This is a genomic window from Gemmatimonadota bacterium (genome assembly GCA_016714015.1).
Lineage (GTDB): Bacteria > Gemmatimonadota > Gemmatimonadetes > Gemmatimonadales > Gemmatimonadaceae > Pseudogemmatithrix.
Window position 1 is genome coordinate 372,707 of the sequence record JADJNZ010000006.1, and the last position, 25,980, is coordinate 398,686.

Annotated in this window: 23 protein-coding genes; 9 read left to right on the top strand and 14 right to left on the bottom strand. The window is 72.9% G+C overall.

Going from position 1 to position 25,980, the window contains the following annotated elements; genetic code table 11:
- Positions 1 to 19 precede the first annotated feature (19 nt).
- From IPJ78_13905 to IPJ78_13935, 7 genes are all read right to left on the bottom strand, one after another.
- Complete coding sequence (locus IPJ78_13905; protein MBK7907639.1) at positions 20 to 1,165, bottom strand: cytochrome-c peroxidase; 1,146 nt, start codon at positions 1,163 to 1,165, stop codon at positions 20 to 22.
- 79 nt (positions 1,166 to 1,244) lie between these two features.
- On the bottom strand, positions 1,245 to 2,729 hold the full coding sequence (locus IPJ78_13910) for a hypothetical protein (GenBank protein MBK7907640.1): 1,485 nt from the start codon (positions 2,727 to 2,729) through the stop codon (positions 1,245 to 1,247).
- Entirely contained in the window at positions 2,726 to 3,475 is a 750-nt protein-coding gene (locus IPJ78_13915; protein MBK7907641.1) for an ABC transporter ATP-binding protein, read from the bottom strand. The genes IPJ78_13910 and IPJ78_13915 overlap by 4 nt, the downstream gene beginning before the upstream one ends.
- Positions 3,472 to 4,665 carry an ABC transporter permease gene (locus IPJ78_13920; protein ID MBK7907642.1) on the bottom strand — a complete coding sequence of 398 codons (1,194 nt, stop codon included), beginning with the start codon at positions 4,663 to 4,665 and terminating at the stop codon, positions 3,472 to 3,474. The genes IPJ78_13915 and IPJ78_13920 overlap by 4 nt, the downstream gene beginning before the upstream one ends.
- The gene (locus IPJ78_13925) at positions 4,662 to 5,504 is read right to left on the bottom strand and encodes an ABC transporter permease (protein ID MBK7907643.1); all 843 of its coding nucleotides are present in this window, start codon (positions 5,502 to 5,504) and stop codon (positions 4,662 to 4,664) included. Before IPJ78_13925 ends, IPJ78_13920 begins: the two co-directional genes overlap by 4 nt.
- Before the next feature lie 71 nt (positions 5,505 to 5,575).
- A complete protein-coding gene (locus IPJ78_13930; GenBank protein MBK7907644.1) occupies positions 5,576 to 6,139 on the bottom strand; it encodes a YceI family protein in 564 nt (187 codons plus the stop codon).
- Between the two features lie 33 nt (positions 6,140 to 6,172).
- Positions 6,173 to 6,904 (bottom strand): metal-dependent transcriptional regulator, encoded by a 732-nt coding sequence (locus IPJ78_13935; GenBank protein ID MBK7907645.1) that lies wholly within the window; start codon positions 6,902 to 6,904, stop codon positions 6,173 to 6,175.
- Positions 6,905 to 7,054: 150 nt separating this feature from the next.
- On the opposite strand from IPJ78_13935, the gene IPJ78_13940 reads away from it, so the two are divergent.
- Positions 7,055 to 7,708, top strand: coding sequence for a hypothetical protein (locus tag IPJ78_13940; GenBank protein ID MBK7907646.1), 654 nt, complete (start codon positions 7,055 to 7,057; stop codon positions 7,706 to 7,708).
- A 15-nt stretch (positions 7,709 to 7,723) separates the two neighbouring features.
- On the opposite strand, the gene IPJ78_13945 is transcribed toward IPJ78_13940, so the two are convergent.
- Positions 7,724 to 8,638: a hypothetical protein gene (locus IPJ78_13945; GenBank protein ID MBK7907647.1), complete on the bottom strand. Its 915-nt coding sequence runs from the start codon at positions 8,636 to 8,638 to the stop codon at positions 7,724 to 7,726.
- A 154-nt stretch (positions 8,639 to 8,792) separates the two neighbouring features.
- Between IPJ78_13945 and IPJ78_13950 the strand changes: the two genes are divergently transcribed.
- The gene (locus IPJ78_13950) at positions 8,793 to 9,293 is read left to right on the top strand and encodes a hypothetical protein (GenBank protein MBK7907648.1); all 501 of its coding nucleotides are present in this window, start codon (positions 8,793 to 8,795) and stop codon (positions 9,291 to 9,293) included.
- Positions 9,293 to 11,740 (top strand): S9 family peptidase, encoded by a 2,448-nt coding sequence (locus tag IPJ78_13955; protein MBK7907649.1) that lies wholly within the window; start codon positions 9,293 to 9,295, stop codon positions 11,738 to 11,740. The genes IPJ78_13950 and IPJ78_13955 overlap by 1 nt, the downstream gene beginning before the upstream one ends.
- Before the next feature lie 64 nt (positions 11,741 to 11,804).
- Here the strand turns inward: IPJ78_13955 and IPJ78_13960 are convergent, their stop codons facing one another.
- The 4 genes from IPJ78_13960 to IPJ78_13975 are packed head-to-tail and all read right to left on the bottom strand — an operon-like array spanning position 11,805 to position 15,248.
- Positions 11,805 to 12,446, bottom strand: coding sequence for a phosphatase PAP2 family protein (locus IPJ78_13960; protein ID MBK7907650.1), 642 nt, complete (start codon positions 12,444 to 12,446; stop codon positions 11,805 to 11,807).
- Positions 12,443 to 13,039, bottom strand: a complete 597-nt coding sequence (locus IPJ78_13965) for a CoA pyrophosphatase (GenBank protein MBK7907651.1) — start codon at positions 13,037 to 13,039, stop codon at positions 12,443 to 12,445. The genes IPJ78_13960 and IPJ78_13965 overlap by 4 nt, the downstream gene beginning before the upstream one ends.
- Entirely contained in the window at positions 13,040 to 13,402 is a 363-nt protein-coding gene (locus IPJ78_13970) for a sulfurtransferase (GenBank protein MBK7907652.1), read from the bottom strand.
- 37 nt (positions 13,403 to 13,439) lie between these two features.
- Complete coding sequence (locus IPJ78_13975; GenBank protein MBK7907653.1) at positions 13,440 to 15,248, bottom strand: hypothetical protein; 1,809 nt, start codon at positions 15,246 to 15,248, stop codon at positions 13,440 to 13,442.
- 81 nt (positions 15,249 to 15,329) lie between these two features.
- On the opposite strand from IPJ78_13975, the gene IPJ78_13980 reads away from it, so the two are divergent.
- The gene (locus tag IPJ78_13980) at positions 15,330 to 16,586 is read left to right on the top strand and encodes a dicarboxylate/amino acid:cation symporter (GenBank protein ID MBK7907654.1); all 1,257 of its coding nucleotides are present in this window, start codon (positions 15,330 to 15,332) and stop codon (positions 16,584 to 16,586) included.
- Positions 16,583 to 17,146 carry a hypothetical protein gene (locus IPJ78_13985; protein ID MBK7907655.1) on the top strand — a complete coding sequence of 188 codons (564 nt, stop codon included), beginning with the start codon at positions 16,583 to 16,585 and terminating at the stop codon, positions 17,144 to 17,146. The genes IPJ78_13980 and IPJ78_13985 overlap by 4 nt, the downstream gene beginning before the upstream one ends.
- 23 nt (positions 17,147 to 17,169) lie before the next feature.
- Here IPJ78_13985 and IPJ78_13990 read toward each other — a convergent pair whose 3' ends face one another.
- Positions 17,170 to 19,119, bottom strand: coding sequence for an oligopeptide transporter, OPT family (locus IPJ78_13990; protein ID MBK7907656.1), 1,950 nt, complete (start codon positions 19,117 to 19,119; stop codon positions 17,170 to 17,172).
- 67 nt (positions 19,120 to 19,186) lie between these two features.
- On the opposite strand from IPJ78_13990, the gene IPJ78_13995 reads away from it, so the two are divergent.
- Genes IPJ78_13995 through IPJ78_14010 form a run of 4 tightly spaced genes read left to right on the top strand, consistent with a single transcriptional unit; the run spans position 19,187 to position 25,383 of the window.
- Complete coding sequence (locus tag IPJ78_13995) at positions 19,187 to 19,855, top strand: HAD-IA family hydrolase (protein MBK7907657.1); 669 nt, start codon at positions 19,187 to 19,189, stop codon at positions 19,853 to 19,855.
- A gap of 37 nt (positions 19,856 to 19,892) precedes the next feature.
- Positions 19,893 to 22,145, top strand: a complete 2,253-nt coding sequence (locus IPJ78_14000) for an N-6 DNA methylase (GenBank protein ID MBK7907658.1) — start codon at positions 19,893 to 19,895, stop codon at positions 22,143 to 22,145.
- Complete coding sequence (locus IPJ78_14005) at positions 22,136 to 23,062, top strand: hypothetical protein (protein MBK7907659.1); 927 nt, start codon at positions 22,136 to 22,138, stop codon at positions 23,060 to 23,062. Before IPJ78_14000 ends, IPJ78_14005 begins: the two co-directional genes overlap by 10 nt.
- Positions 23,050 to 25,383, top strand: coding sequence for a DEAD/DEAH box helicase (locus IPJ78_14010; protein MBK7907660.1), 2,334 nt, complete (start codon positions 23,050 to 23,052; stop codon positions 25,381 to 25,383). Before IPJ78_14005 ends, IPJ78_14010 begins: the two co-directional genes overlap by 13 nt.
- Here the strand turns inward: IPJ78_14010 and IPJ78_14015 are convergent.
- Entirely contained in the window at positions 25,343 to 25,915 is a 573-nt protein-coding gene (locus IPJ78_14015; protein ID MBK7907661.1) for a hypothetical protein, read from the bottom strand. The genes IPJ78_14010 and IPJ78_14015 overlap by 41 nt on opposite strands.
- Positions 25,916 to 25,980: the final 65 nt, after the last annotated feature.

A 25,980-nucleotide genomic window follows, 5' to 3' on the forward strand; every position in this document is an offset into this window, starting at 1 on the left:
CGGTCGCCGCGGCGCCCCGTCACCGCCGGAAGGGATCCGCGAAGCGCGGGTCGGTGATCACCGAGGAGTCGCGCAACGTCCGAAGGAACGCGACCAGCGCGGCCTTGTCCGGTGCACTCAGGCCAAGGCGGCGCGGGGCGCCGCTCGGGAGTCGCAGGCGCGGATCGAGCGCCGGGCCGACCTTCACGCCGGCGTCGTAGAAGTCCACGACCTCCTCGAGCGTCGCGAAACGGCCGTCGTGCATGTAGCGCGTGCCCATCCCGACGGTCTTGAGGGACGGCGACCGGAAGATCCGCGTCTCCGCGCTGTCGAGTCCGTTGCTGAGCGAGAGGCCGTCGAGTGAGAAGCTCGGTGGCCGATGGCAGCCGGCGCAGCCGGTCCCCCCGGCACCGACCGGCTGCATGAAGAGCGCCGCTCCGCGATTCTCCTCGTCGGTCAGGCCGGGGAGCGGCTGCGCGAACGGCGGGCCACCGTTCACCGCGGCGATCGCGACATCCCACTTGCTCTGCGTGGACACGATGCTGCGCACGTACTGCGCGAGGGCGCGCTGGACTCGGTCCTGCGTCACGCTCGCGTCGCCGAAGGCGAGCGTGAAGAGCCGCGCGTAGTACGGCGCGGCGACCACCTTCGCGAGCGCCGCCGCGAGCCCGCCATGCGCGCCGTCGAATCCCATCTCGGTGGCATCCTGGATGGGCATCACGACCTGCGCCTCGAGCGTCGGCGCGCGGCGGTCCCAGAACTGGAAGCCGTTCTCGTTGAAGCGCGCGTTCGCCAGCCGCATCGCGTGCGCGCCGGTGCGGCCGGTGCGCTCGAAGCCGAGACTGAAGCGCGCGGTGTCACCGAACGCGAGGGACTGCGCGTGGCAGCCCGCACAGGAGAGCGAGTCGTTGCGGCTGAGCTTGCGCTCGAAGAACAGCACGCGACCGAGCGTCGCTCCCGCATCGGTGATGGGCGCACCGATGGTGCGATCCTCGCGCTGCAGCACGGGCGGCGCGAAGGTCGCCGGCAACGCGACGGCGTAGCTCGGGAGCGCGGTCGGGTCGATCCGCAACGCCGCCACGACCGCGCCGTTCCCGACGGTGTCGAGCACAGGCGTCGGCGTGACGACCGGCGCGGTGAGATCGGCGCCAGTGCCCTCGCCGCAGGCGGCGAGGACGAGGAGCATCGAGAGGGCGCGTCGGGTCTGGCGGTTCGTCACGGCTGGTCCTTGGGGTTTCGGGTCAGACGCGCGCCGGGATGCATCGTTAACGATACGTCTCGAAGAAGCCGGTGCCCTCGCCACGGACCACCTGTCCTCCCACACGACCGGAGATGCGCGCCATCCCCTTCATCTGGACGAACCATGGACGCGCGCGCCGCCCGGACGCCTGTCCGCGCCGGTCGAGCCGCACGTCGCTCGCCACCGCGTCCTCGATCTCGAGCGCGATCCGCAGCGTGTCACCGTCGCGCGCGTCGAACAGTACCGCGCGCGACGGGACACGGAGCACGCCGCCGGGGATGCGTACGCTCCGTCCCTCCTCGTACGCGATGCTGTCGGGCCGGAAGAGCGCACGGAACCCGAGCGAGTCGACGAGGTAGACGAACAGCTTCTCCCGCACGTCCTCGGCGCCCTCGCGCGCGACGCGACCATAGAGGAGCGAATAGCTCCCGGCCCGCGCCGCTCCCCATTCCCACTGCACGTCGCGCCAGACGCCCCAGTTGTGATCGTGATACGATTGCGCCGCCTCGAAGCGCTCGCAGCGGCCCGCGATGCAGAGTTCGCCATCGGCCTCGGCGCGGAGGGCCGGCACCGCGTATCCGCTCACGAGCGCGTCCCCACCGATGGAGGTGCCGGGGAAGTACGCCCCGGGGGCAGGCGTCACGGTGAGCACGATCGTCGCGCTCGCACCGGTCCCCTCCTCACGCGCCGTGGCCGTCACCCGGTACCGGCCGTCGGGAAGCACCTGTACGCTGTCGCCGCCCAACGCGAGGTCCGCGCGCGCGGTGTCGAGCGACACGTCCCGCGGGAGCACGACCCGCGTGAATCGACGCGCGGGCCGCCCCTCCTCGTGCACGGTGAGTAGCACCTGTCCGCCCCATTCGCCCGAGGGAACGTCACCGCCGACGGCGAGCGTGAGGAAGGCCCACCGCTTGCGGTCGGCCGAGAGGACGTTGAAGTAGTGCCACTCCCCCCACGTCCGACGTTCCTCGTCCGCGATCCCCGCGGGTGTGACGTGGAACCGGTCGATCTCGTGTCGCAACTCGGCGAGGGTCGGAGCCAACCACCGACGATCGGAGTCGTCGTCCTCCCACGCGCCGGCGACGATGGTCGGCGCGGCGCCCACGAGGCGCGTCGCCGAGGGGATCTCGCCGATCGCGCGCACGGGGAACTCACCGCTCGCGGTCCGCACGTAGAGCAGCACGCCATCCGTCTGGGGCGCGACGGCCGTGACCCGATCGGCGAGCCGCGGGGCGCCGAGCAACTGCCGATGCACGAACCGCGCGTTGGGGATCGCCACGAACATCCCGCCGACGCCACCGGTCTTCATGACCTCGAGGTCGAGCCCTTCGGGGAGCACGGTCACGTCGCCGCCGCCGACGAGCTTCTCGTCCTTCGACTGCAGGACCATCGCCTCGCCGATCGCGAGCAGCGTGATCATCACGCCGACGCCGAGCCCGAATCCCCCGAGCAGGAAGAACGACCGCCAGGGACGGTCGAGCAGGCCGCGCAGCGCGAGGCGCGTGATCACCGCGCGGGGTCCTCGAGCGGCCGCTTCACCACGTCGTCCACGATCGCGCCGTCGCGCATGTGCACCACGCGCCGCGCCGCGCCCGCGAGCTCCTCATCGTGCGTCACCGTCACGATCGTCGTGCCGTCGCGGTTCAGGCGGTCGAGCAACGCGATCATCTCGGTGCCGGTCCGGGCGTCGAGTTCGCCGGTGGGCTCGTCGGCGAGCAGCAGCGCCGGACGATTGGCGAGCGCGCGCGCGATCGCGACGCGCTGCTGTTCCCCGCCCGAGAGCTGGAAGGGCCGGTGGTCCGCGCGCTGACCGAGCCCCACGTACGCCAGGAGTTCGCGCGCGCGCGCTTCCCGCGCCGCGCGCGGCCCCTTCGCCTCGCTCATCGGCAGCTCGACGTTCTCGGCGGCGGTGAGCGTGGGCATGAGATAGAACCGCTGGAAGACGAACCCCACGCCGGTCAGCCGGAACCGCGTCGCCGCCGCATCCCCGAGGCGCGCGACATCCTCGCCGCGGATCTCGATCCGCCCGGCACTCGGCCGGTCGATCGCGCCGAGCAGGTTCAGCAGCGTCGACTTGCCGCAACCCGACGGACCGACGATCGCGACCCACTCCCCTTCGCGCACGTCGAGCGACAGCCCGCGCACCGCCTGCACCGGTACGCCCGCCACGGGATACTCCCGCCGCACGTCGCGCGCGGAGAGGACGAGCGGCCGCACATCGGCGGCCCGCGACGAGGACGCGTGCGGATCGGTCATGCCACCGCCTCCTCGCGCAGCGTCTGCGCGATGGGGAGCGTCGCGGCGCGCCAGGCCGGCCAGGCACCCGCGGCGATGCCGCAGAGCACGAGCAGGCCGAGCGAACGGAAGGCCGCGCTCGGTTCGAAGAGGAAGAAGTCGAAGGCCGCCGGGAGTCCCGGGAAGGCCGCGAGGATGCCGTTGAGCCAGCGGGCCGTGACGAGCCCGAGCCCGACGCCGAGCGTCGCGCCGACGAGCGAGAGCGCGACGCCCTCCGCCATCACCTGCGCGACGATCCGCCACCGCGCCACGCCGATCGCGCGCATCACCGCGATCTCGCCGAGGCGCTCGTTCACCGAGACGGTGACGAGCGTGGTGACGAGGAGGAAGCCGACCGCCAGCGAGACCGACGCGAGGATGAACGCGAGCTGGCGGAAGTAGCTGAGGCGCTCATCGACGAACTTGAGGGCCGCGGCCGTCGAGAGCGCGCTGATGCGGGGATCGCTCGCCTCCAGCCGGCGGCGCACCGCCTCGATCGCCGCCCCCTCGCGCGTCGCGACGAGCATCACCGACGCGCGGTCGCGCAGCGCGTCGCCACCCATCGCCTGCACCGTGCCGATGCGGAGCGCGGCGGCGCGCTCGCCGCCGGCGAGCATGACGAAGCGCCCGCGCCCGACGATGCGCACCGTGCGCGTTCCGCGGAGCCTGCGCATCTGCGGCTCCCACCCTTGGGCGACCTCGACCGTGTCCCCGAGCGCGTGCCCGGTCGCCGCGAGCCAGGCACCGTTCACCACCATCTCGTCGTCGGCCGCGATCTCGCGCCCCTCGGCGAGCACGTAGTCGCCCTGCACCTCGGGCCGGAGTCCGAGGAGGAACCCCGCCGTGACCGAGTCGTCGGCGGCGCGGCGCGTGAAGATCCGGGTGCCGAGCAACGGCGCGACCCGCACCACGTCGGGATCGGCGGCGATCCGCTCCGCGAGAGCGGCCGCACCACCCACGGTGGTCTCCGAGTCGAACGGCATCGTCCCGCGTGGCGTGATGCGGAGCTGGAACCCCTGCTGCTCGATGAAGCCGCGGAAGCTCTCGCGCATCCCCGAGCCGAGCATGACCATGTCGAGCAGCATCGCCGCGGCGACGGTGACGCCCGCCACCGTCAGCGCGGTCCGCGCCCGGCGGCGCGCGAGCGTGGCGAACGCGAGGCGGAGCATCATCGCCCGACGAGCTCCAGCGGCGCGCGGCGCACCAGGCGCTGGGCGGCGAACCAGCCGCTCACCACGCCGAGCGCGAGCGAGAGCGCCACGGCGAACGCGACGATCCCCGGCGTGACGATCGCGAAGCGCAGCGGCGTGGCGTAGACGCCCTGGTAGTGCCAGTTCACGAGCCACGACGCCACCCAGCCGATGCCGGCCCCCATCACGCTCCCCACGAGCGCGACGAGCGACGACTCGAGCACCACCGCGCGCACGACCGAGGCGCGGGAGATGCCGAGGAGCCGCAATGCCCCCATGTCACGGCGGCGCTCATCGACCTTGAGGAGCGTGATGCAGAGCAGGAAGATCGCGCTCGCGACGATCGTGATGATGCCGATCGCCCGGTGGAAGCGGTTCACCACGCGGAAGGTCGCCGAGGTCTCCACTGCGACCTCGGCGGCGGGATAGGCCCGGAATCCGAACGCGGCGGCGTTGATGGCCGCCGAGACCGCGGCGGGCGAGCTCGCGGGGGAGGACTGCACGGCGAACCGGCCCACGCGGTCCCCCGAACCCGCGAGCGATTGCAGGTGCTCGAGATGGAGACGCACCTTGAACTCGCTGCGCGCGACCTCGCTCGGATCCGCCCCGCGCCGCGTGATGGCGACGATCCGCACCGTGTCCCCCGGCGCGCCGGCGACCGGGCCGAGGACGACGCGATCACCGACCGACAGCCCCGCCGTCGCCGCGAGCCGCTCGTCGATGGCGATCGTGCGCTCGGGCGCCACCGCGGCCTGTGCGGCGAGCGGACCGGCGAGCACGAGCGAGGCGACGAGGAGCGGGACGCGCGGGGGGAGGGCCACGATGCACGAACGGTAAGCGGGGCGCACCCGTTCCGGGCACGCCCCGCTCACGTCCTGACGATCGGCGAGGCTTACTTCGCCTTGAACGTGATGTCGAACTGGATCTCGACCTCGGGCTCGATCGGGTTCACCGGCGGGTTGAACGAGACGCCGAACTCCTCGCGGTAGATCGTCGTGGCGCCCTTCACGCGGCCCATCTTCTTCTCCGCGTCGAAGAACATCAGGCGCGAGGGGATGGTGATGCGCTTGGTGTGCCCGCGGATGGTCAGGTCGCCGGTGATGTTCACGCGGTCGCCGCCGAGCGGGTTCACGATCGCCGACTTGAACGTGATCGTCGGGAACGAATCGGTGGCGAAGAACGCATCGCTGCGGAGGTGCCCGTCGCGCATGTCCACGCGCGTGTTGATGCTCTTCGCGTCGATGACGATCTCGACCGTCGAGTTCTCGAGGCGCTCGGCGTCGAACATGATGTTCGCATCCCACTTGTCGAACGTGCCGAGCGCGTCGACGAGGCGGGAGTGCGCGATGAAGTTGATGCGCGAGTGCGCCTCGTCGCGGACGTACGCCACCGGCGCGAACGACGAGGCGGCGGCGAGCATGGGGACGAGCACGAGGGCGGGGATCCAACGCTTCATGGGCACGGCTCCGGCGAGTGATTTACAGGTGAACTACCGTCGACTCCGAATGAACACCTGACTCGCGGCCGAAGTTCCGACCCCGTGTTCCGCGCCACCCACCAGAACGGTCAGCGGCCCGCCAAATGGCGCCTTGGCAACGACTTGCACCGTCGCACCAGGGCGGATTCCCAGCCCGTCGAGATACCGCAGGAAGGCCGGATCCCGGTCCGACATGCGCACCACGGTCGCCGGCTCCCCCTCCGCCAGCTCCGCAATGCTCGGCAACCGCGTCTCGTCCACTTCACCGGAGGCGGTCGGGATCGGGGCCCCGTGCGGGTCGGCGGTGGGATTCCCGATCGCTTCCGCCATCCGCGTGATCAACTCGTCGCTCGCGGCGTGTTCCAGCCGCTCCGCCTCGTCGTGCACGTCCTCCCACCCGAAGCCGAGCCGCTCGACGAGATAGCACTCGATGATGCGATGCCGACGGATCAGTTGGAGTGCGGCAGCGCGGCCGGCGATCGTGAGGCGCGCCCCGCGATACCGTTCGGCGCGCACGAGCCCGAGTCGCGCGAGACGCTGCACCATCCCGCTCACGCTCGCCGCCGCGATCCCGAGTCGCCCCGCGATGTCATTCGTGCCGGCGGGCGTGCCCTTCTGCTCGAGCTCGTAGATCGCCTTCAGATAGTCCTCGGCCTGGCCGGTGAGGACGGTCGGCGTGCGCGGGGCGGTGGCGCGCGGTGCGGCGACGGCGCGCGAGGTTTTGGTCCGCTTCTTCTTGGGCACGGGCGGCTCCCAACGGGTGGTAGAGCGTCACGGGTGAGGCGACGCCAGCGGAATGTAGCCGACTGCCGGCCGTCGGGCCCGCGCCCGGCGTGATTGCCGCCTCGTGCGCGGGCTCCCATCTTTCGCGCCTGCCCTCACTCCGGAGTCCCCATGCGCCGCCTGCTCCCGATCGCTGCCCTCGCCACCGCTACCGCCTTCGTCATCGGCGCCCGCGCCGAGGGCGCGCAGCCCGCGATGAGCTTCTTCATCACGAGCGTCGGCTCGGGTGATGGCGCCAACCTCGGCGGCCTCGCCGGCGCGGACCGCCATTGCCACACGCTCGCCGAGGCGGCGGGGGTGCGCGGGCGCGAGTGGCGCGCCTACCTCAGTGCCGCGGCGGCCGGCGGCATGCCCGCCGTCAACGCGCGTGATCGCATCGGCGCCGGCCCGTGGTACAACGCGAAGGGCGTGCTGGTCGCCGCGAACCTCGAGCAGCTCCACAGCGAGGCGGCGATGACGGGCAAGGAGAACAGCCTGAACGAGAAGGGCGAGAAGGTCAACGGACGCGGCGACACGCCCAACACGCACGACATCCTGACCGGCTCCAATCCGGACGGCACGCTCGCGGTCGACTCGCTCGACACCACCTGCAGCAACTGGACCAGCAACGCGACGACCGGGCGCGGGTTCGTCGGGCACCACGACCGGCAGGGTGGCGGCGTGCGCCCGACTTCCTGGAACTCGGCGCATCCGTCACGCGGCTGCAGCCAGGCGAACCTCGTGGCGACCGGCGGCAACGGACTGTTCTACTGCTTCGCGCGCTGACCCGCGATCTCCCGCTCAGTCGCAGCGGGAGTACTCCTTGCCGTTCGCGGTGACGATCGGCGCACCATTGCTGTTGGGCGCGACGGAGAGCGGCGTGCCCTCCCACTGCGACCCGTCCTGCGAGAGCAGGAGCTGGCCGTTCCGCACGCGCCAGTACGCGCGCTGCGTGTCACCGGAGTTGCCGTAGTACGACCCGTACTGGTTGGACGTGTTCGTCTCGCGGTTCCCGGTCACCGCGAGCGTGCCGTCGGCGGCGAATGCGACCTTCTCCGTGGTGGTCGCGCCCATCGCGGAGGAGTAGCGCATGTAGCACCAGCGGCTCGAGAGGAGGAGCTGCGCGAGCTGGCGATCCGCCGGCGACTCGGCGATCGCATTGCCGGGACCGCCTGACGCGCCGCCGGGCATGGCACCCGGCATCGCACCCGGCATCGCACCCGGCATCGCACCCGGCATCGCACCGGCGGCCGCGCCCGGCGCAGGCGCGGGCGCCGCCCCGCGAGTGCCCTTCGGGTTCGCCGCGACCGGCGGCGCCGCCTCCGCGCCCGCAGCGCGCTGGAACATCACCTCGGAGGCCGACGCCATGTTCGGGGTGCCGGCGGCGGTCATCTCGGCGAGCACCACGTGCAGCGCGGCCCCTTGGAACTCCCCGGCGATGAGCACCGACCCCTGCTGGCTCGCCGCCGTGCCCACGAACGATCCGCTCCCGTCGGCTTGGGCCTGCACGCGCAGCGTGGTGCCACTCCCCGTGAGCGTACCGGTGATCGACGCCCCCGTCTGGGCGAGCGTGAGCGAGAGCGTGTTGCCGTTGGGCAGCGCGGCGCGCCAACCGCCCGCGAACGACTGCGCCGGGAGCCACGCGGGTGCCAACAGCGCCAGCGCCGCGCACAGGAGGAGCCAGCGGGAGGTGCGGCGATGGGCGGTCGGGTGCATCGAGGCTCCTGGTGGGCGGTCCGGTATTCTACGACCCGGGAGCGCCGTCGTCGAACGACCCAGGTCACAATCCCCTGATGTTCCGGCGCACCGCAGGTTGACCCGGCCGACGCGAGCGGCCCAAGTTCTCCGCACCGCCCACCCGGAGTTCCCGATGTCGTTCCGCCCGCGCGCGGCAGGTGCCGCGCTCCTGCTCCTCACGCTGTCGTTCCCCCTCGCCGCACAGACGCCGGTCGCCGCGACCGCATCGCCGGTCAAGCGCCCGCTCTCCATGGAGGACCTCCTCTCGTGGAGGGGGATCCGGAACGCGACCTTCTCGAACGACGGGCAGTGGATGGCCTACGTGCTCGCCCCGAACGAAGGGGACGCCGAGTTCGTCGTGCGCGCGACGCGCGCGGGCGCGACGGAGACGCGCCTCGCCATCGGGGAGCCGCCTGCCGGCCCCGGCGGCGTCGCCATCTCGGGGAACAACCGCTGGGTGGCGTACACGGTCCACCCCAAGGGCGAGGACGCGCGGAAGGCGCGCCGCGACCGTCGGACGTTGCCGACCAAGGTCGGCGTGATCGAACTGGCCACGGGCACGCGCCGTGAGTTCGACCGGGTGCGGAGCTTCCGCTTCGCGGGGATCGCTCGAACATCATCGCGCTCCAGTTGATGCCGCCGGACGCATCGTCCGGAGGCGGCGCGACGGCGGGCGGCGCGGCGGCGAGCGCGCCCGCCGCGCCCAACGGCTCGGTCCTCATGCTCGTCGATCTCGCCGGCGGCACGCCGGTGACGATGGTCGGCGTGGGCGAGTACGCCTTCGACGCGGCAGGGCAGTTCCTCGCCTTCACGCTCGACCAGCGCGACCAGCTGGGCAACGGCGTGCAGCTGCGCGAGCTCGCCACGGGCGTGGTCCGCGCGCTCGACGCGGAGAAGGCGCAGTATCGTCGTCTCACCTGGGCCGACACCGGCGATGCGCTCGCGGTGCTCCGTTCGGTCGCCGACTCCGCGTCCCGCGACACGCTCACCACGGTGCTCGGCTGGGCGCACCTCGCCTCGCGCACCCCGACCTCGGTGATGATCAACGAGCGGAGCGACGGCGTGAGCGGCGGCCTCATCGTGAGCGCCGACCGCGCGCCGCAGTGGAGCGAGTCGCAGGGGACGCTCTACTTCGGGCTGCGCGCGCCGCGGCCGGCCCCTCCGGCCTCGACGGCGCCGCCGGTCGGTGGCGGTGCGAACGCCCCCGCGCCGGGCGCGGGCGCGGGAGGACAGGTCGCCCCCGCGCGACAGGACGAGGAGACGCCGTCGCTCATCCTCTGGCATTGGAAGGATCCGCGCCTGCAGAGCCAGCAGCAGGTGCAGGAGAACGCGGACAAGGGCTTCAGCTACCTCTCGGCTTGGCATCTGGCGTCTCCCAAGGTCGTGAAGCTCACTGACGACGCGGTCCGGACGGCGACCGTGGCGCGCAACGACCGCTGGGCGCTCGGCGCCGACTTCACCCCGTATGAGCGGCAGGCGGCGGTGGACGGGCACCAGTATCGCGACCTCTATGCGATCGACGCGCTCACCGGCGCGCGGACGCTCATCGCGAAGCGGCTGGAGAACCCCGGCGGTCCCTTCCCGTCCCTGATCGCACCGGACGGCCTGCGCGCCGCCTGGTATGACGCCGGACACTGGAACGTGTACGAGATGGGCACGAGGACCTCGAGGCGCGTCACCGACGGCGTGGCCGCGACCTTCTGGGACGACGAGGACGACCACAACGTCGACAAGCCGCCCGTCGCACCGCCGTTCGGGTGGTCGCGCGACTCGCGCTTCCTGTTCCTGCGCGACAACTGGGACCTCTGGCGCGTGGGCGTGGCGGGCGGGCCGGCGCTGAACGTGACCGGCAACGGGAAGCGCGAGGGCACGCGCTACCAGGCGCGCGTCGCTGCCGACCCGAAGGAGCGCGGCATCGACCTCGCGCGACCGCTCTTCGTGGAGACCTACGGCGAGCGCACCAAGAAGGAAGGGCTCGTGCAGGTGGACGCGCAGCGCGGCGGCGTGCGCGTGCTGGCGTGGGAGGACGCGAAGATCGATTTCCGTCGCGCGCGCGACGCCGAGGTGTGGGCGTACACGCGCCAGACCTTCGTGCGGTTCCCCGACTGGTACGTCGCCGACGCGAACCTCGCGAACGAACGGCGGCTCACCGACGGCAATCCGCAACAGGCCGACGTGGCGTGGAGCGCCGGCGCCCGATTGATCGACTACACCTGCGACGAGACCGGCGCGAAGATGCAGGGCGCGCTCTTCCTCCCCGCGGGCTACGAGGAGGGCAAGCGCTACCCGACGCTCACGTACATCTATGAGCGCCTCTCGCAGGGCCTCCACGCCTACGCGCAGCCCAACGCGACGCGGTACGCGAATCCCAGCGTCTACACGTCGCGCGGCTACGCGTACTTCATGCCCGACATCTCGTATCAGCTCGACGACCCGGGGCGCTCGGCGGTCTGGTGCGTCGTGCCGGCGGTGAAGGCGGCGATCGCGGCGGGCATCGTGGACTCGGCCAACGTCGCGCTGCAGGGGCACAGCTGGGGCGGCTACCAGACGAGCTTCATCACGACGCAGACGAACATCTTCAAGACCGCGATCGCCGGCGCGCCGCTGACGGACATGGTCTCGATGTTCAGCTCGGTGTACTGGAACTCGGGCTCGGCCAACCAGCCGATCTTCATCTCGAGCCAGGGGCGCTTCCGGTCGAGCTATGCGCGCAACCCCGACGCCTACCTGCGCAACTCGCCCAATCGCTTCGCCGACCAGGTGAGCATCCCCTTCATGATCCTCCACAACGACCGCGACGGCGCGGTGGACTTCAACCAGGGGATCACGCACTTCAACACGCTGCGCGAACTCGGGAAGGAGGTCGTGCTCCTCGAGTACGTGGGCGAGAATCACGGCCTCGCGCGCCCGATCAACCAGAAGGACTACGCGATGCGCATGCAGGAGTGGTTCGACCACTTCCTCCAGGGGAAGCCGGCCCCGGAATGGATGCAGGAGGGCGTGCCGCGGCTCCGCATGGAGGAGCACCTGAGGGCGCGGAAGGCGCTGCTCGACCCCAAGGCGGCGAAGATCGCGATGTGAAGCGGGCCGAGGAAGGATGAAGGTCGAAGGGGGCGAGGCCGTACGGCCTCGCCTCCTTCTTCCTTCACCCTTCCGCCGCTTCGCGGACCACCCACCGCCGCGTCAGCGCGAACGCGACGATCCATCCCAACCCCGCCGCCATCACGGTGTCGGAGAGGAAGTGCGCACGCGCCATCACGCGCGTGGCGGCGCACCCCGCGGCGAGCGTGTACCCGACCCAGCGCGCGCGCGGATAGAGCCGCGCGAGCATCGCCGCGCCGGCGAACGCCACCAGCGTATGCGAGCTCGGGAGCGCGAGCCCCGACGTGCTCCAGGTCCGCTCGCCGAACGCGCGGAACCCGTACTCGCCGCCGTGCACCTCGGGTCGCTCGCGTCGGAAGAGCAGCTTCCCGACCTCGGCGACGAGCCCGCCGAGCGCGGCGGACCAGAAGAGCAGCTGCGCCCGACGCTTCGCGAGCGGACGGCGGGCGGCGTCCGCGCCCTCCTGCAGCGCGATCGCGATCGCCAGCGCGAGCCAGGTGCCGAGGAAGCCCATGATGCGGAGCATCCGACCCCAGTCGCGTTCGTACACCTTGGGATCGTGCCACTGCGCGTAGGCCCACGGGTCGAGCAGGCAGGCCCCGAGGAAGAGCACGGTGGTCCACCCCAGCGCTCGCCAGGCGGGGGTCCAGGCACCGCCCCAATCGGGCGTCGGGCGGTCGTTCATCGCCAGATCCCCTCGAAGGTCGCGAGGATGCGCTCGGTCATCCCCCAGATGGTGAAGTCCTCGTGCCGGTACGCCTGCACCCGCATCGTGAGGTCGCGCACCTGCACCGTCGTCTCGCCCTTCGCACCCGGCGCGAAGAGCGTGGAGAGCCGCACCCAGCGCGCCTCGGCGACCTCGTCGCTCAGCACGAGGTCGTTCGTGCGTTCGATGGCGCAGACGAAGGGCCGGACGATGATCGGCGGGAGCACCGGCGTGCGGGGCCGCAGGTCATCGAGCTGCCCGAGCACGCGACCGCCGCGCTGCAGGTCGAGTCCCACCTCCTCGATCGTCTCGCGGAGCGCCGTGTACTCGAGCGACGGATCGCTCACGTCGAACCGCCCGCCGGGGAGGCCGATCTGCCCGCTCCAGGGATCGCCCACGCGCGTCGCCCGGCGGATGAGCAGCAGGTCGGCGTCATCATCGCCGTACGGGCGCAGGACCAACGCGACCGCGGCCTCCTTGAACGGTTCGTCCCGCTCGGCGAGCTGCGGCGCGCGCCCAGCGAGCACGCGCTCGAGGCGCGCGACGAGGGGATGCGCCGCGAGTGCGTCCACTCAGCCCTCGACCGGCCCGCCCGACATCGACCAGGCACTGAAACCGCCGGCCATCGACGCGACGTTCGTGTAGCCCATCTGCTGCAGCGTGTCGGCCATGAGCGCGGACCGGTTGCCGCTCGCGCAGTAGATCACGAGATACGCGTCGCGCGGCACGACGGCCTCGATCTTCGTCTCCATGACGCCGCGCGGCATGACGATCGCGTCGGGCAGCCGCCCGAGGTTGGTCTCCTGCGGCTCACGGCAGTCGAGGAGCATCGGCGCGCCGGGCGCGGCGAGCTGGTCGTTGACCTGCTGGACGGTGACCTCGCGGATCCGGGTCTTGGCTTCGGCGATGAGCTCGGCGCCGGACTTGATGGGCATGGGGAGTCGGAGTGAGGGTCGTGGAGGTGCGGACGGATCAGCGCGCGCGCGCCATCGCCTTGAGGACGCCGGACAACGCACGCACGCGCTTCGCGTCGGCCGCCGTCGCGGCATCCTTGTCGAGCGCCTTCCCGAGCGCGTCGAGGAGCCGCGCCCGCTCCGCGCCGTTCGCCCGCTCGGCCGCGTCGAGCTCCGTCGCGAGCGAGGCGAGCCGCGCCGCCGGGAGCCCGTTCCAGCGGTACAGCTGGTCGTAGTAGGCCCGCGCCACCGTGAACGTCGCCGGCCAGGTGATGCGCCGCTGGTCCTGCGGGTTGTTCGTCTCGATGATCACGCTCTTCGCGGCGTCGATCTCGTTCTGCGTGAGCTCGCCGCTCGGCGTCAGCTCGAGCACATCGAGCCCGCGCGCGATCTCGGAGCCGTAGATGCGGCCGTTGTGCCAGTACGAGGACCACTGCCCCGAGAGCACGAGCCGCTCGGCGCTCACCGGGCCGCGGTCGAAGTACGCGATCTCGCGCACGTTGGACGGGTCGGTGAAGTCGGTCACGCTGATGCCGCCCTGGTACCAGGCCTGCACGAAGAGGTCGCGCCCCGGCACGGGGATGAGGTTCCCGTTGTGCGCCACGCAGTTCTCCTGCGGGGTCTGCGCGGCGGGGAGCTTGAAGAACCCCTTCGGCGTGAGCGTCCGGCCGCTGCGCGCGAAGTACGCGTTGGCGCCCCAGAGCAGGTTGTCGGTCGCGCGGCACCGCGCGCCGACGCCGCCACCCCATTCGTCGGTGAAGAGCAGCGTGCTCGCGTCGTTGTTGAACGTCGCCGAGTGCCAGTAGGCGAAGTTGGGGTCGCTCACCTCGCCGATGCGCCGCGGATTGGCCGGGTCCTTGATATCCAGCAGGATGCCGTTGCCCGAGCAGGCTCCTGCGGCGAGATCGTACTCGGCGAAGATGGTGATGTCGTGGCACTGGTCGGTGCGCCCGGCGCTCTGCGAGCCCGGGACGAGTTCCCCGCCCTTCCAGAGTCCGGCGACGTTGCCCGCCGCGTCGGCGAAGACGCGCGGCGAGCTCACGACCTTCGCGTCCTGCGGCCGCGCGAGTGGCACCCGGATCACGTCGATGCGGAAATACGACGAGGTCGCGCTGGTGTTGTTCTCGTCGCTCGAGCAGCCGGCGAGCTCGTTCCCCGAGCGCGCCGGCGAGGTGCCGCCGACGTAGACGTAGAGGTTCGCCTTGTCACGCGGGCTCGAGAGGAGCGAGTGGGTGTGCGACCCGCGGCAGGTCTGCACCTGCGCCACGACCTTGGGCGCGTCGAGGTTCGTGATGTCGAAGATGCGCACGCCGCGGAAGCGTTCGGCGCTCACCGTGTCGCCCACGCCTTGCGTGCCGCAGTCCACGCGTCCGCGCGTCTCCTCGACCGACATGAAGAGCAGGTTGCCGTGCACCGAGACGTCACCTTGCCCACCCGGGCAGGCGATGGTCGTGCGGAGCGTCGGCGTGGGGCCGCTCACGTCCCACACCTGGATGCCGTAGTAGCCGCCCTGGAAGACGAGGTTCCCCTTGAAGGCGAGATCGGCATTGATGAAGCCGAAGTCGCCGAGGTCGGCGGGATTGGTGAAGGCGGCGGGGCGCTGGACCGTGGAGACGAGCCGCATGTTGCGGACGGCGGTCCCCGCGTCGGCGAAGCCGGCACGCAGCCCGGCGCGCGGATCGGTGGTGCTCGCCCGCGGACCGGCCGGCTGGGTGGCCGTGGCCGCCACGCCCTGGGCTGCGAGTGGGACGAAGGCGAGCGGGGCGGCGACGAGCGCGGCGGCCGCGAGGACCAGGCCGAACGGACGGGAGGCGGGAGCGAGGCGCATCGGGACGATGGTCGTGGTGGGTCGGTGGCGGCGGACATGCATATGTATCCGGAAAGGCGCCCGTGCGCCATCTTTTCGACCATGTCGCTCACCCTCCAGGTGCTGCTCGCGCTGGCCGCCGGTTTCGCCGTCGGCCTCGTGCTGCCGAGCGCGGGTCCGGGGACCACCGAGACCGCGCTCGCCGTCATCGGCCCCGTGGGGACGATCTTCGTCAACGCGATCCGCATGACGGTCATCCCGCTCGTCGTCTCGAGCCTCATCGTGGGCGTGACTTCGGCGCCCGACCCGCGCGCGGTGGGCCGGATCGGCGTGCGCGCGCTCGTACTGTTCGTCGTGATCGTCGGGCTCGCCTCGGCGTTCGGCGTGGTGCTCGGGGCGCCGCTCCTCGCCCTGCTCCCACTCGACCCCGCCTCGATCGACGCGCTCCGCGCCGGCGCGGTCGGTGCCGGTGCGACGGCGACCGAGAGCGCGAAGAGCATCCCGACGGTGGGCGAGTGGCTCATCGCGCTCGTGCCGGCGAATCCCATCAAGGCCGCCGCCGACGGCGCGATGCTCCCGCTCATCGTGACCTCGGTGGTCTTCGCCGCGGCGCTGATGCAGGTCGCCGCCGAGCGGCGGGCCGCGGTCGTCCGCATCGTGGAGGGCGTGATGGACGCCTCCCTCGCCCTGGTGCGCGCGATCCTCGCCTTCGCGCCGCTGGGCGTCTTCGCCCTCGCCGTACCGCTCGCCGCGAAGATGGGCACGGGTGCGCTCGGCGCGATCCTCGGCTACGTGGTGATCGTCTCGGGGATCTGCGTGCTCTTCTGGGTGGTGGTGCTCTATCCGGCGGCGGTCTTCGTCGGCCGCACGGACCTGCGCCTCTTCGCGCAGGCGACGCTGCCGGCGCAGACGATCGCCTTCAGTTCGCGATCGTCGCTCGCCGCGCTCCCGGCGCTGCTCGAGAGCGTGAAGGACACCCTCAAGCTGCCACCCGCGATCGGCAGTTTCCTCATCCCGCTCGCGGCGACGATGTTCCGCGCCGGCGCCGGGATCGGCCAGACCGTCGGCGTGCTCTTCATCGCGCGGCTCTACGGCGTGGACCTCGGCGTCGCCCAGCTGGCGACGATCGCGGTGACGTCGCTCGTGACATCGTTCTCGGTCCCCGGCGTGCCAGGCGGGTCGATCATCGTGATGGTGCCGGTGCTCATGGCGGCGGGGATCCCGGTGGAAGGCGTGGGCATCCTGCTCGGCGCCGACACCATCCCCGACATGTTCCGCACGACCACCAACGTGACCGGGCACATGACAGCCGCCGTCATCCTCGCGCGGGGCGAGGCGAACCCAGGAGGAACATCGTGATCACTCGGGAACGGGCGCGTTCCGCGCTCGTATCGGCAGTCGCGGTGGCGGTGATGCTCGCGACGTTCCGCCCCTCCGCGCTCGACGCGCAGGGGCCGACCTTGGATGGCGTCCGCTCCGGCGTCAGTCGAGTCCGCATCGAGCGCGCTGCCGGTCTCCCGGAACGGGACACGGACGGAGAGGGCGCGTTGGCGATCAGCGCTCGGCTCGGCGCCGGCACGGCCGGCGCGATCATCGGCGCATTCGTCGGTGCGGCGGTGTTCGCCAAGCTCATCCCGGACATGCCCTGTGGTGACGACCCCGGACTCTGCGAAGCGCTCATCGGATACGCCGTCGGCGGGGCGGTCGGAGCGGCGATCGGGACCGCGACACCGGTGGGCACCAGTCCGTGCCCGCGCGACAAGCGCTTTCGCTACGCCCTCGTGGGCGCGACCGCCGGAGTCGTCGTCGGTCTCGGCGCCGGCTCCATGAACATGCTCATCTTCTCACCGCTCGTCTCGGTCGTCGGCGCGACCGCGGCGATCACGACCTGCCGGACGGCGCGCCCACCCACACCGTAGGCGCGCCACCCCGGCCGAACGCGCTACGCCGCCTCCGACCGACGCAGCATCCACCCGTACAGCCAGATGATGGCGCCCGCGAATCCCGCGATGCCCAACCAGGGCGCCAGCGCGAAGTCGTGCCCGACGAGTGCGATCGGTGCGTCGCTCGAGAAGGCGACGATGAGTCCGGCGTTCAGCACGCCCCACAGACTCTCGCCGACGATGAGCCCCGACGCGACGAGCGTCCCGAGGCGCTCCGCGCGCGCCGGATCGCGCACCGTCCGCGTCCGCCCCTCGTACCAGCGCGAGACGAGCGCGCCGACCACCACCGCGAACGTCGCCGACATCGGCAGATAGATGCCGAGCCCCACCGCGAGCGGCGGGATGCGCAACGCCTTCATCGCGCCCAGCAGCGCGTCGAGCAGGATGAGCCCCACGCCGAGCGCGGCGCCGATCCCGATCATGTCCCACTGCAGCGTCCCGCCGATCACGCCCTGCGCGAGGGCGGAGATGAGCGTGGCCTGTGGCGCCGGCAGCGGGTCGGGGGCGACGACGCCGATGTTCGCCGCACCGGCGAACCCGTACGCCTTCGCCAGGAGGTTGAGCACCGACGGGATCACCGCCGCGCCCGCCGCGACGCCGACGATGAGCGCGATCTGCTGCCGCATCGGCGACGCGCCGACGAGCTGGCCCGTCTTCAGGTCCTGCAGGTTGTCGTTCGAGATCGTCGCGCAGGCGAAGACGATCGACGTCACGAAGAGCGAGAACGCGACGAGCGCCGGCGCGGACTCCGGTGTGGCGGGCACGACCATCGCGACGAGCGTCGCGCAGGCGACGATGGAGAGGATCCCGACGCCCGAGATCGGCGAGTTGGAGGCGCCGATGAGGCCCGCCATGTACCCGCAGATCCCGGCGATGAGGAATCCGACGAGCAGCACGAACGGCGCCGCGACGAGCGTGAGCGAGAGCGCGCTCGAGGCGAGCACGGTCGAGCGGGCGAAGCTCCACGCGAGCCAGGCCGCGATCGCGATGCAGACGGCGGTGAGCGCGATGATCCACGGTGGCGAGATGTCCCGTTCGCGGTCGTCCACCGCGGCCGCGGCGCGCGACGGGGAGAGCGTCGCGACGAGGCCACCGAGCACCGGCTTGGCCAGACGAGCCAACGTATAGATGGACGCCACCGCGATGGCGCCCGCCCCGATGAACCGCACCTGCGTGCGCCAGATCGTTCCGGTGTGCGCGGCGAGCTCGACGCCCTCCGCGATCGGCGTGATGGAGGTGAGCCACGGCACGGCGATGCCCCAGGCGATGACGAGGCCGCTGAGCATCGCGAGCCCGACCGAGATGCCGACGAGGTGTCCGGCGCCGAGCAGGGCGAGCGACCAGGCGAAGCTGTACCCGCTCGACGCGGTGGCGCCGACGTTGAAGTAGCCGGCGAGCTCGACGGCCGCGATGCGCGTCGCGCCGACCACCGCGAGGCCCGCCGATGCGACAGAGCCCATGACCACCGCCCGCAGCCCTTCCTTCGCCTCGCCCACATCGCTCCCCGCCTCGGCGCGCGCACCGGACCCGACCTTGAGCACCTCCGCCGCGGCGACGCCCTCGGGGTACGGCAGGTCCGAGTTGGTGACGAGTGCGCGGCGCAGGGGGATCGTGAAGAGCACGCCGAGCACGCCGCCGCTGAGGCAGATGAGGAACGACTCCCAGAAGGGGAAGCCGGTCCACCAGCCGACGATCACGAGGCCGGGCAGCACGAAGATGATCGCCGAGAGCGTCCCCGCCGCGGAGGCGACCGTCTGGACGATGTTGTTCTCGAGGATCGACGAGTCCTTCACCGCACTCAGGATGGCCATCGAGATGACGGCCGCCGGGATCGACGAGGCGAAGGTGAGGCCGACCTTGAGGCCGAGGTAGACGTTCGCCGCCGTGAAGACGAACGTGAGGAGGACCCCAAGCACGAGGCCGCGGATGGTGAGTTCCTTGGGTGCCATCGCGCTAAGGTACCGCCGGCGCCGCCCGCCCGCTGGTCCCTCCGACGGTGACCCGGTAGGTTCGGTGATGCCTGACGGGACCTCACGCCTCGCCCTCCTGTTCGACCTCGACGGGACCCTGATCGACTCCATCGGCCTCCTGGTCGCGTCGATGGAGCACGCCTACGCCGGCCGCCCGATCCAGCCGCCGCGCGACGAGTGGATCGCGATGATCGGCACGCCGCTCGATGCGGCCCTCCGGCGATGGGCGACCGACGACGCGGACGTCGAGGCGCTGCGGGAGCGCTACCGCGAGTTCCAGTTCGCCAACCACGACGCGATGACGACGGCGTATCCCGGGGTGATCGACACCATCCGGGCGCTGCGCGACGAGGGGCATGCGCTCGCGGTGGTGACGTCGAAGCTCTCGCGTGGCGCGCGGAAGTCGCTCGAGTACATCGGGATCGCCGACTGCTTCGACGTGGTGGTGGGGTTGGAGTCCACCGCGACGCACAAGCCGGGACCGGAGCCGGTGCTCTACGCGCTGGCGCAGCTCGGCGGGATCGCGCCCTCGCGCGCCCTCTTCGTGGGGGACTCGACGCACGACATGCACGCGGGCCGCGCCGCCGACGTGACGACCGCCGCGGCGACCTGGGGGCCGTTCAGCCGCGCGCAGCTCGCGACGGCGCACCCGGACCATTGGCTCGAGCGCATCGAGGACGTGCGCGGCATCGTGACGCGACTGGCAATGATGTGATGCGCCTGCCGCGCGCGATGGGTGACACCATCCGCGCGTGCTCACCACTCGTGATGCCGCGCGCCTGCTCGCCGCGGCCGGCCATGGGGCGCCGCTCGCCTCGCTGACCACGCCGCTCGGCTTCGCCGAGCCGCTCCCGCTCCCGGCGCGCGAACTCGCGCGCTTCGGCCTCGCCGACGACCGTCCGCGCATCAGGGTCGCGGGAGGGCGCGGATCGCTCCGCGCCCTGCTGCTCGACTGGGACGAGGGCCCGCCACTCCGCGAGCGGGTCGTCCCGATCGCGCGGCGGCTCGCGCACGAGACGCCGGGACTGCACTGGCTCGTCGTCGCGCGTCAGGCGGCACGCCGCGAGCTGCTCATCGCCGCGCCGTCCCCCGAGGCGCGCGGCGCGCTCGCGGCGCTGGTCGTCGAAGCCGCCCACCTGCGCGAGTCCGACGCCGAGACGTTCGCGGTCCTCGCGTCGGCGCACGACGGGGGGCACGAACCGTTGCAGCATCTGCGCTGGCGCGAGCTGCTCGGCCGCGACGCGCTCTCGCGGCGATTCTATCGCGACCTCGAGGCGGCGGTCGCGACCCTCGCCCGCACCGCCCGCGGCCGTGCCGACGCCGCCGACCGCCGCGCGATCGCGCTGCTCACCACCTCGCGACTGCTCTTCCTCGCGTTCCTCGAGGCGAAGGGATGGCTCGACCGCGATCGCGCCTTCCTGCGACACCAGGTCGAGCGACTCGCGCCGGCCGGACCGCTGCACGCGACCCTGCTCGAGCCGCTCTGCTTCGGCACCTTGAACACGCCGGTCGCACGCCGGGCGCGCGCCGCGGTCGCCTTCGGCCGAGTGCCGTTCCTCAACGGCGGCCTCTTCCAGCGGAGCGCCGTCGAGACGCGCGCCCGCGCGCTCCGCCTCGAGGACGCGGCGGTCGCGGCGGTCGTGTGCGACCTGCTCCCGCGCTACCGGCTCACGGCGCGCGAGACCTCCCGCGACCTCTCCGACGCCGCCGTCGATCCCGAGATGCTCGGCCGCGCCTTCGAGTCGCTGATGGGGGCCGAGGCACGCCGCGCGCACGGCGCGTTCTACACGCCACCTCCGCTCATCGCCCGGCTCACCGGCGGGGCGCTCGCCGCGCTCGCGCGGCACGGCGACGACCGGGACCTCGCGTCGTTGCGCGTGATGGACCCGGCCTGCGGGTCGGGGGCCTTCCTCGTGCACGCGCTCGAGACGATCGCGGCGCTTCGCCAGGCCCGCGGCGACGCGCGCCTCGTGAGCGTGGTGCGGCGCGAGGTCCTGACCCGCAGCATCTTCGGCGTCGACCTCGATCCGATGGCGGTCTGGCTCTGCCAGCTGCGGCTCTGGCTCTCGGTGGTGGTCGAGGACGACCGCGAGGACCCGATGCGGTTGCCGCCGCTCCCCAACCTCGATCGCAACATCCGGCAGGGCGATGCCCTCGCCGGACACGCCTTCGACGACGCGCGCCTCCCCGACGGCGCCGAGCTCGCGCCGCTGCGCCTGCGGTATGCGCGCGCGAGCGGCGCGCGCAAACGGACGCTCGCGCGCGCGCTCGACCGCCGCGAACGCGCGCGGGCGATCGCCGCGGCCGCCCAGCGCATCGCGCGCTGCACGGCCGAGCGCCGCGAACTGTTGCTCGCGGTCCGCTCGCCGGACCTCTTCCGCGCGCGGCGCGCGCCCGACGCGGCCGCCCGGCGCGCACTCGATGAGGTGCGCGAGCGCCTGCGCGCCGCCCGCGCGGAGCTGCGTCGCCTGCGCGACGGCGGCGCCCTCCCCTTCTCGTTCGCGACGCACTTCCCCGAGATCGCGGCCGCCGGTGGTGTCGACGTCGTCCTCGGCAACCCGCCCTGGGTGCGCCCGCATGCGCTGCCCGCTGCCCTCCGCGAGTCATTGCGCGAGCGATTCGTGACGGCGCGCCACGCCGCGTGGGAGTCCGGCGCCGACGCCGCCGGTGCCGGTCGTGGCTTCGCGTCGCAGGTCGACCTCGCCGCCCTGTTCACCGAGCGCGCGGTGCAACTCGTGCGCCCCGGCGGCGTGCTCGCGCTCCTCCTCCCCTCGAAGCTCTGGAGCGCGCTCGCCGGCGGGGGCGTCCGCGACCTCCTCGCCCGGAGAACGCACCTGCTCGCGGTGGACGACTGGGGCGACCTGGCCTCGGGGTTCGACGCAGTCGTGTATCCGTCGTCGATCATCGCCCGCCGCCCCGCGATCGCGTCCGCCACCACCGCGGGTGCGGACGCGAGAGCGCGAGTGCCGATGGCCCCGCTGAGGCACAGGCGAGCGTGCGCCTGACGCTGCACCGGGAGCGCTCGGCCCGCGCGTTCGTGCTCGACCGTTCCGCACTCTCGCTGGACGGGACCCCGGGCGCGCCTTGGCTCCTCCTGCCTCCGGAGGTCCGTGACGCGTTCGCCGTGTTCGAACGGGCGGGGATCCCGCTCGCCGCGAGCGCCTTCGGACGACCGATGCTCGGGGTGAAGAGCGGCTGCAACGACGCATTCCTCGTCGAGACCGGCGCGGGAGACGGCGCGACCGTGCCCGTGCGCAGCGGCGAGACCGTCGGCGAGATCGAGCGCGCGTTGCTCCGTCCCCTCGCGCGCGGCGAGCACGTGCGCCCGTGGGCCCTCGCGGCCGGCGCGGCGACGCAGGCGATCGTCTGGACGCATGAGCCGCACGGCGCCGCACGCGCGGTGCTGCCGCCGCACGCGACGGCCTGGATGCTACGCTGGCGGCGTCGGCTCGAAACGCGCACCGACGGACGCGGCGGGCACTGGTGGGCCCTCTTCCGCACCGAAGCCGCCCGCGACGATCGTCCGCGCGTGGTATGGGGCGACATCGGTCGCGCGCCGCGCGCCCTCGTGCTGCCGGCCGGCGACCGCACGGTCCCGCTCAACACCTGCTACGTGGTGCGCGCCCCGAGCGACGAGGACGCGCATGCGCTCGCCGCGCTGCTCAACTCGCGACTCGTCGCCGCCTGGCTCTGCGCCGTCGCCGAGCCGGCGCGCGGCGGCTTCCATCGGTTCCTCGGGTGGACCTGCGCGCGCCTGCCGGTGCCGCGCGACTGGGCCCGCGCTCGCGCGCGCCTCGCGCCACTCGGCCGCGCCGGTGCGGCCGGCGTCCCCCCCGACGAGGACACGCTCGATCGCGAGGTCGCGACCGCGTACGGCGTGGACCCCGTCGCGATGGCGCCGCTGCTCGCATGGCACGACTAGGCCGCGCCGACGAGGTGCGCGCGCGGATGGCGTCGCTCCTGCTGCCGGAAGCGGCGGCGACGCCGGTGCGCATCGGCGCGTTCACGCTCCGCCCGGCTCAGGTGCGTGCGCTCGCACCGGTGCTCGATGCCGTGCGTCGATACGGTGGCGTGCTCATCGCGGATCCGCCGGGCACGGGCAAGACGGTGCTCGCCCTCGCGGCCGCCGCCGCGCTGCGACACGCATCGGAAGCGCCCGCGCGTGACGAGGTGCTCGTCCTCGCGCCCGCGGCACTCCGCGCGCAGTGGCTCGACGCGGCCCATCGCGCGGAGCTGCCGATCGCATTCAAGAGTCTGGAGTCGCTCAGCCGTGGCCGGCGCCCTCCCACCGCCCGCACCGTGATCGTGGACGAGGCGCACCACGCGCGCACGCCCGGCACCGCGCGCTACGCGCGGCTCGCCGAGTGCTGCGTCGGGTCGCAGGTCCTGCTGCTCTCCGCGACGCCGGTGGTGAATCGTGCCGCCGATCGCGATGCCATGCTCGCGCTCTTCCTCGGGGCGCGCGCCTCGTCGCTGACGGCGAGCGAGCAGGCGCGCTGCATCATCCGCTCCGCGGCGAGGGGCGCGGACGCCCACCTGCCGGCGGTGCATCGCGTCGGTGTGCTCGGCGTCGCCCACGACGTGCCCGGGCTCGATGCGATGCTCGCCGCGCTCCCGCCGCCGCTCCCGGTCGTCGAGGGCACGCGCGCGACCGCGCTCGTGCGGATCTCGCTCGCACTCGCCTGGCGATCGAGCCTCGCCGCGCTCGACGCCGCCCTCGTCAGGCGCCTCCAGCGAGGCGCGGTGATGCACGACCTGCTCGAGAGCGGGCGACTCCCCTCCCGTGCGATGCTCCGGCATTGGACGCTGCACGACGGCGCGACCCAGCTCGCCATGAGCGCACTGCTCGACGCGCCGGGCGCCGCGCAGGAGCACAGGGCCGATGCGGCGGCCGCGTGCGGCGCGATGCGTTCAGCGCTCGACGTGCACCTCGCGGCGGTCGTCGCGCTGCGCGACCGCATCCGCCCGCACCGGGACGCGGACGCGGCGGCGCGCGCGGCGGTGATCCGAGCCCTCGCGCACTCGCATCCGGAGCGCCGGATCGTCGTCTTCGCGCGGCATGCGCGCACCGTGCACGCTCTCTACTCGGCCCTGCGCGAGGGGCCGGGCGTGGTCGCCCTCGTGGGCGCGCGCGTGTGGGCGGCGGCGGGGCGCTGGTCGCGCGACGACGTGCTGCGCGCGATCGGACCGCGGGCGCGACCGCTCCGACCGGACGATCCGCGCGCGATCCGCATCCTCCTCGCGACCGATGTCGTCGCGGAGGGTGTGGAGATGCAGGGCGTGGGCATCGTCGTGCACGCCGATCTCCCGTGGACGCCGGCACGACTCGAGCAACGCCTGGGTCGCGTGGTGCGCGCGGGCTCGGCCCTGCGCGAGGTCCTCGAGGCGCATCTCCCGGCCCCGCGCGGCGCGCGACGCGCCCTCCGCCTCGGCGCGCGCTTGCTGCGCAAGTCGGTGGCGCGCGGCGTTGCCGTGCAGGAGGCCCGCGCGCAGGCGGCCATCGATGCGCGGCTCGCTCGCTGGCACGCCGCGACCGTCGCCGCATCCGCCGCATCCGCCGCATCCGCCGCATCCGAGGTATCCGCCTCGCCGGCGTGCGCCGCCGCCGTGCACGCTCGAGTCGAAGGCTTCCTCGCCGTCGTCGGGGATCCGCCGCAAGGGATCGTCGGCATGAGGGTCGAGGGACGATGGCGCGTCTCCTCGGCGCCGCGATCCGTCGCGAGGATCATGCGCCACGCCGAGGGGGCGGAGCTCGCGCGTCCCGCGCAGGAATTCGCGCGGTGCGCGCGCCGGATCGCGCACGCACTCCGCCGTCGGAAGGCGCGTGCGCTCGTCGCGGCGACGAGTGCGCTCGACGGCGGCGACGCGAGCCCCGGCCGTGCGCGGTCGGTCGACGCGTCGATGCGCGCGGGGACCTCATCGCGTCGACGGCTCGCGCGGATCCGCGCGCGACTCGCGCGCCTGCTCGCCCAAGCCCCCGCGCTCGCGCGCGCCGGGATCGCCACAGGACAGGCGCGCCTGCTCGCGCGCCTCGCCGGACCGCTCGAGATCGCGCGCGAACGGCAGCTCGACGCGCTGCTCCACGCGGACCTCGACGATGCCACCTTCGCGCGCCGGCTCGGTGCCGCGCTCGCGGACGACAGGCCCACGAACGACGAGAGGCGGCCGGGAGCACCCGGCCGCCTCCACGCGCTGCTCCTGCTCAGCCCCGGTTCGCCGAGTCCGCCGACGACCGCTCCGTGAGCAGCTTCGCCTGATACCGCTGCGCCTCGCCGATCCGCTCGAGCTCGACCGCCATCGTGTCGAGGCTCTCCTGCAGCTGCCGGATCTGCGGCACGAGCTGCTTCGCGTCGACCGTGCCGAGCTCCGTGCGCCGGTCCATGCGACGCGCGAACGCGCGCGCGAGCGGCCACCCCACGAAGATCGCGACCACCATCGCTAGGCTCATGCCGACGATGGGGACGGACGCCTCGATGATCGCCTGCGGATCGATCGGCGGGACACCGGTGGATGTGACCAGCCCGTCCTCCGGTCCACGCGCGGGCCCGCCGGCCTGGTTCTGCGCGTCCTGCGCGGCGCGAAGGGCGTCATTCGCGACGGTCTGCGCATCGCGCGCCAGGTCGACGGGCGCCAGGTCGGCGGGCGACGGGGTCGGCGCCTCCGCCCCGCCTCCGCCCTGGCCGGTCGCCCGTCCCGGCGCCGACGGGAGGGCGGGGATCGGGGGCGGCGCGGGCGCCTGGGCAGGGGCCTGCGGGATGATCACGGTGGCGGGCACGATGGCTCTCCTGATGCAGCGGGGATGTCCCCTCTACGGCCCGGACGACGCCCGGGTTCCGGCCT

What these genes read in the sequence shown, in the direction of transcription:
- IPJ78_13905 (MBK7907639.1), bottom strand. Translation starts at nt 1,165, where the DNA reads ATGCTCCTCGTCCTCGCCGCCTGCGGCGAGGGCACTGGCGCCGATCTC.
- IPJ78_13915 (MBK7907641.1), bottom strand. Translation starts at nt 3,475, where the DNA reads ATGACCGATCCGCACGCGTCCTCGTCGCGGGCCGCCGATGTGCGGCCG.
- IPJ78_13920 (MBK7907642.1), bottom strand. Translation starts at nt 4,665, where the DNA reads ATGATGCTCCGCCTCGCGTTCGCCACGCTCGCGCGCCGCCGGGCGCGG.
- IPJ78_13930 (MBK7907644.1), bottom strand. Translation starts at nt 6,139, where the DNA reads ATGAAGCGTTGGATCCCCGCCCTCGTGCTCGTCCCCATGCTCGCCGCC.
- IPJ78_13940 (MBK7907646.1), top strand. Translation starts at nt 7,055, where the DNA reads ATGCGCCGCCTGCTCCCGATCGCTGCCCTCGCCACCGCTACCGCCTTC.
- IPJ78_13945 (MBK7907647.1), bottom strand. Translation starts at nt 8,638, where the DNA reads ATGCACCCGACCGCCCATCGCCGCACCTCCCGCTGGCTCCTCCTGTGC.
- IPJ78_13950 (MBK7907648.1), top strand. Translation starts at nt 8,793, where the DNA reads ATGTCGTTCCGCCCGCGCGCGGCAGGTGCCGCGCTCCTGCTCCTCACG.
- IPJ78_13955 (MBK7907649.1), top strand. Translation starts at nt 9,293, where the DNA reads ATGCCGCCGGACGCATCGTCCGGAGGCGGCGCGACGGCGGGCGGCGCG.
- IPJ78_13960 (MBK7907650.1), bottom strand. Translation starts at nt 12,446, where the DNA reads ATGAACGACCGCCCGACGCCCGATTGGGGCGGTGCCTGGACCCCCGCC.
- IPJ78_13970 (MBK7907652.1), bottom strand. Translation starts at nt 13,402, where the DNA reads ATGCCCATCAAGTCCGGCGCCGAGCTCATCGCCGAAGCCAAGACCCGG.
- IPJ78_13975 (MBK7907653.1), bottom strand. Translation starts at nt 15,248, where the DNA reads ATGCGCCTCGCTCCCGCCTCCCGTCCGTTCGGCCTGGTCCTCGCGGCC.
- IPJ78_13980 (MBK7907654.1), top strand. Translation starts at nt 15,330, where the DNA reads ATGTCGCTCACCCTCCAGGTGCTGCTCGCGCTGGCCGCCGGTTTCGCC.
- IPJ78_13990 (MBK7907656.1), bottom strand. Translation starts at nt 19,119, where the DNA reads ATGGCACCCAAGGAACTCACCATCCGCGGCCTCGTGCTTGGGGTCCTC.
- IPJ78_13995 (MBK7907657.1), top strand. Translation starts at nt 19,187, where the DNA reads ATGCCTGACGGGACCTCACGCCTCGCCCTCCTGTTCGACCTCGACGGG.
- IPJ78_14010 (MBK7907660.1), top strand. Translation starts at nt 23,050, where the DNA reads ATGGCACGACTAGGCCGCGCCGACGAGGTGCGCGCGCGGATGGCGTCG.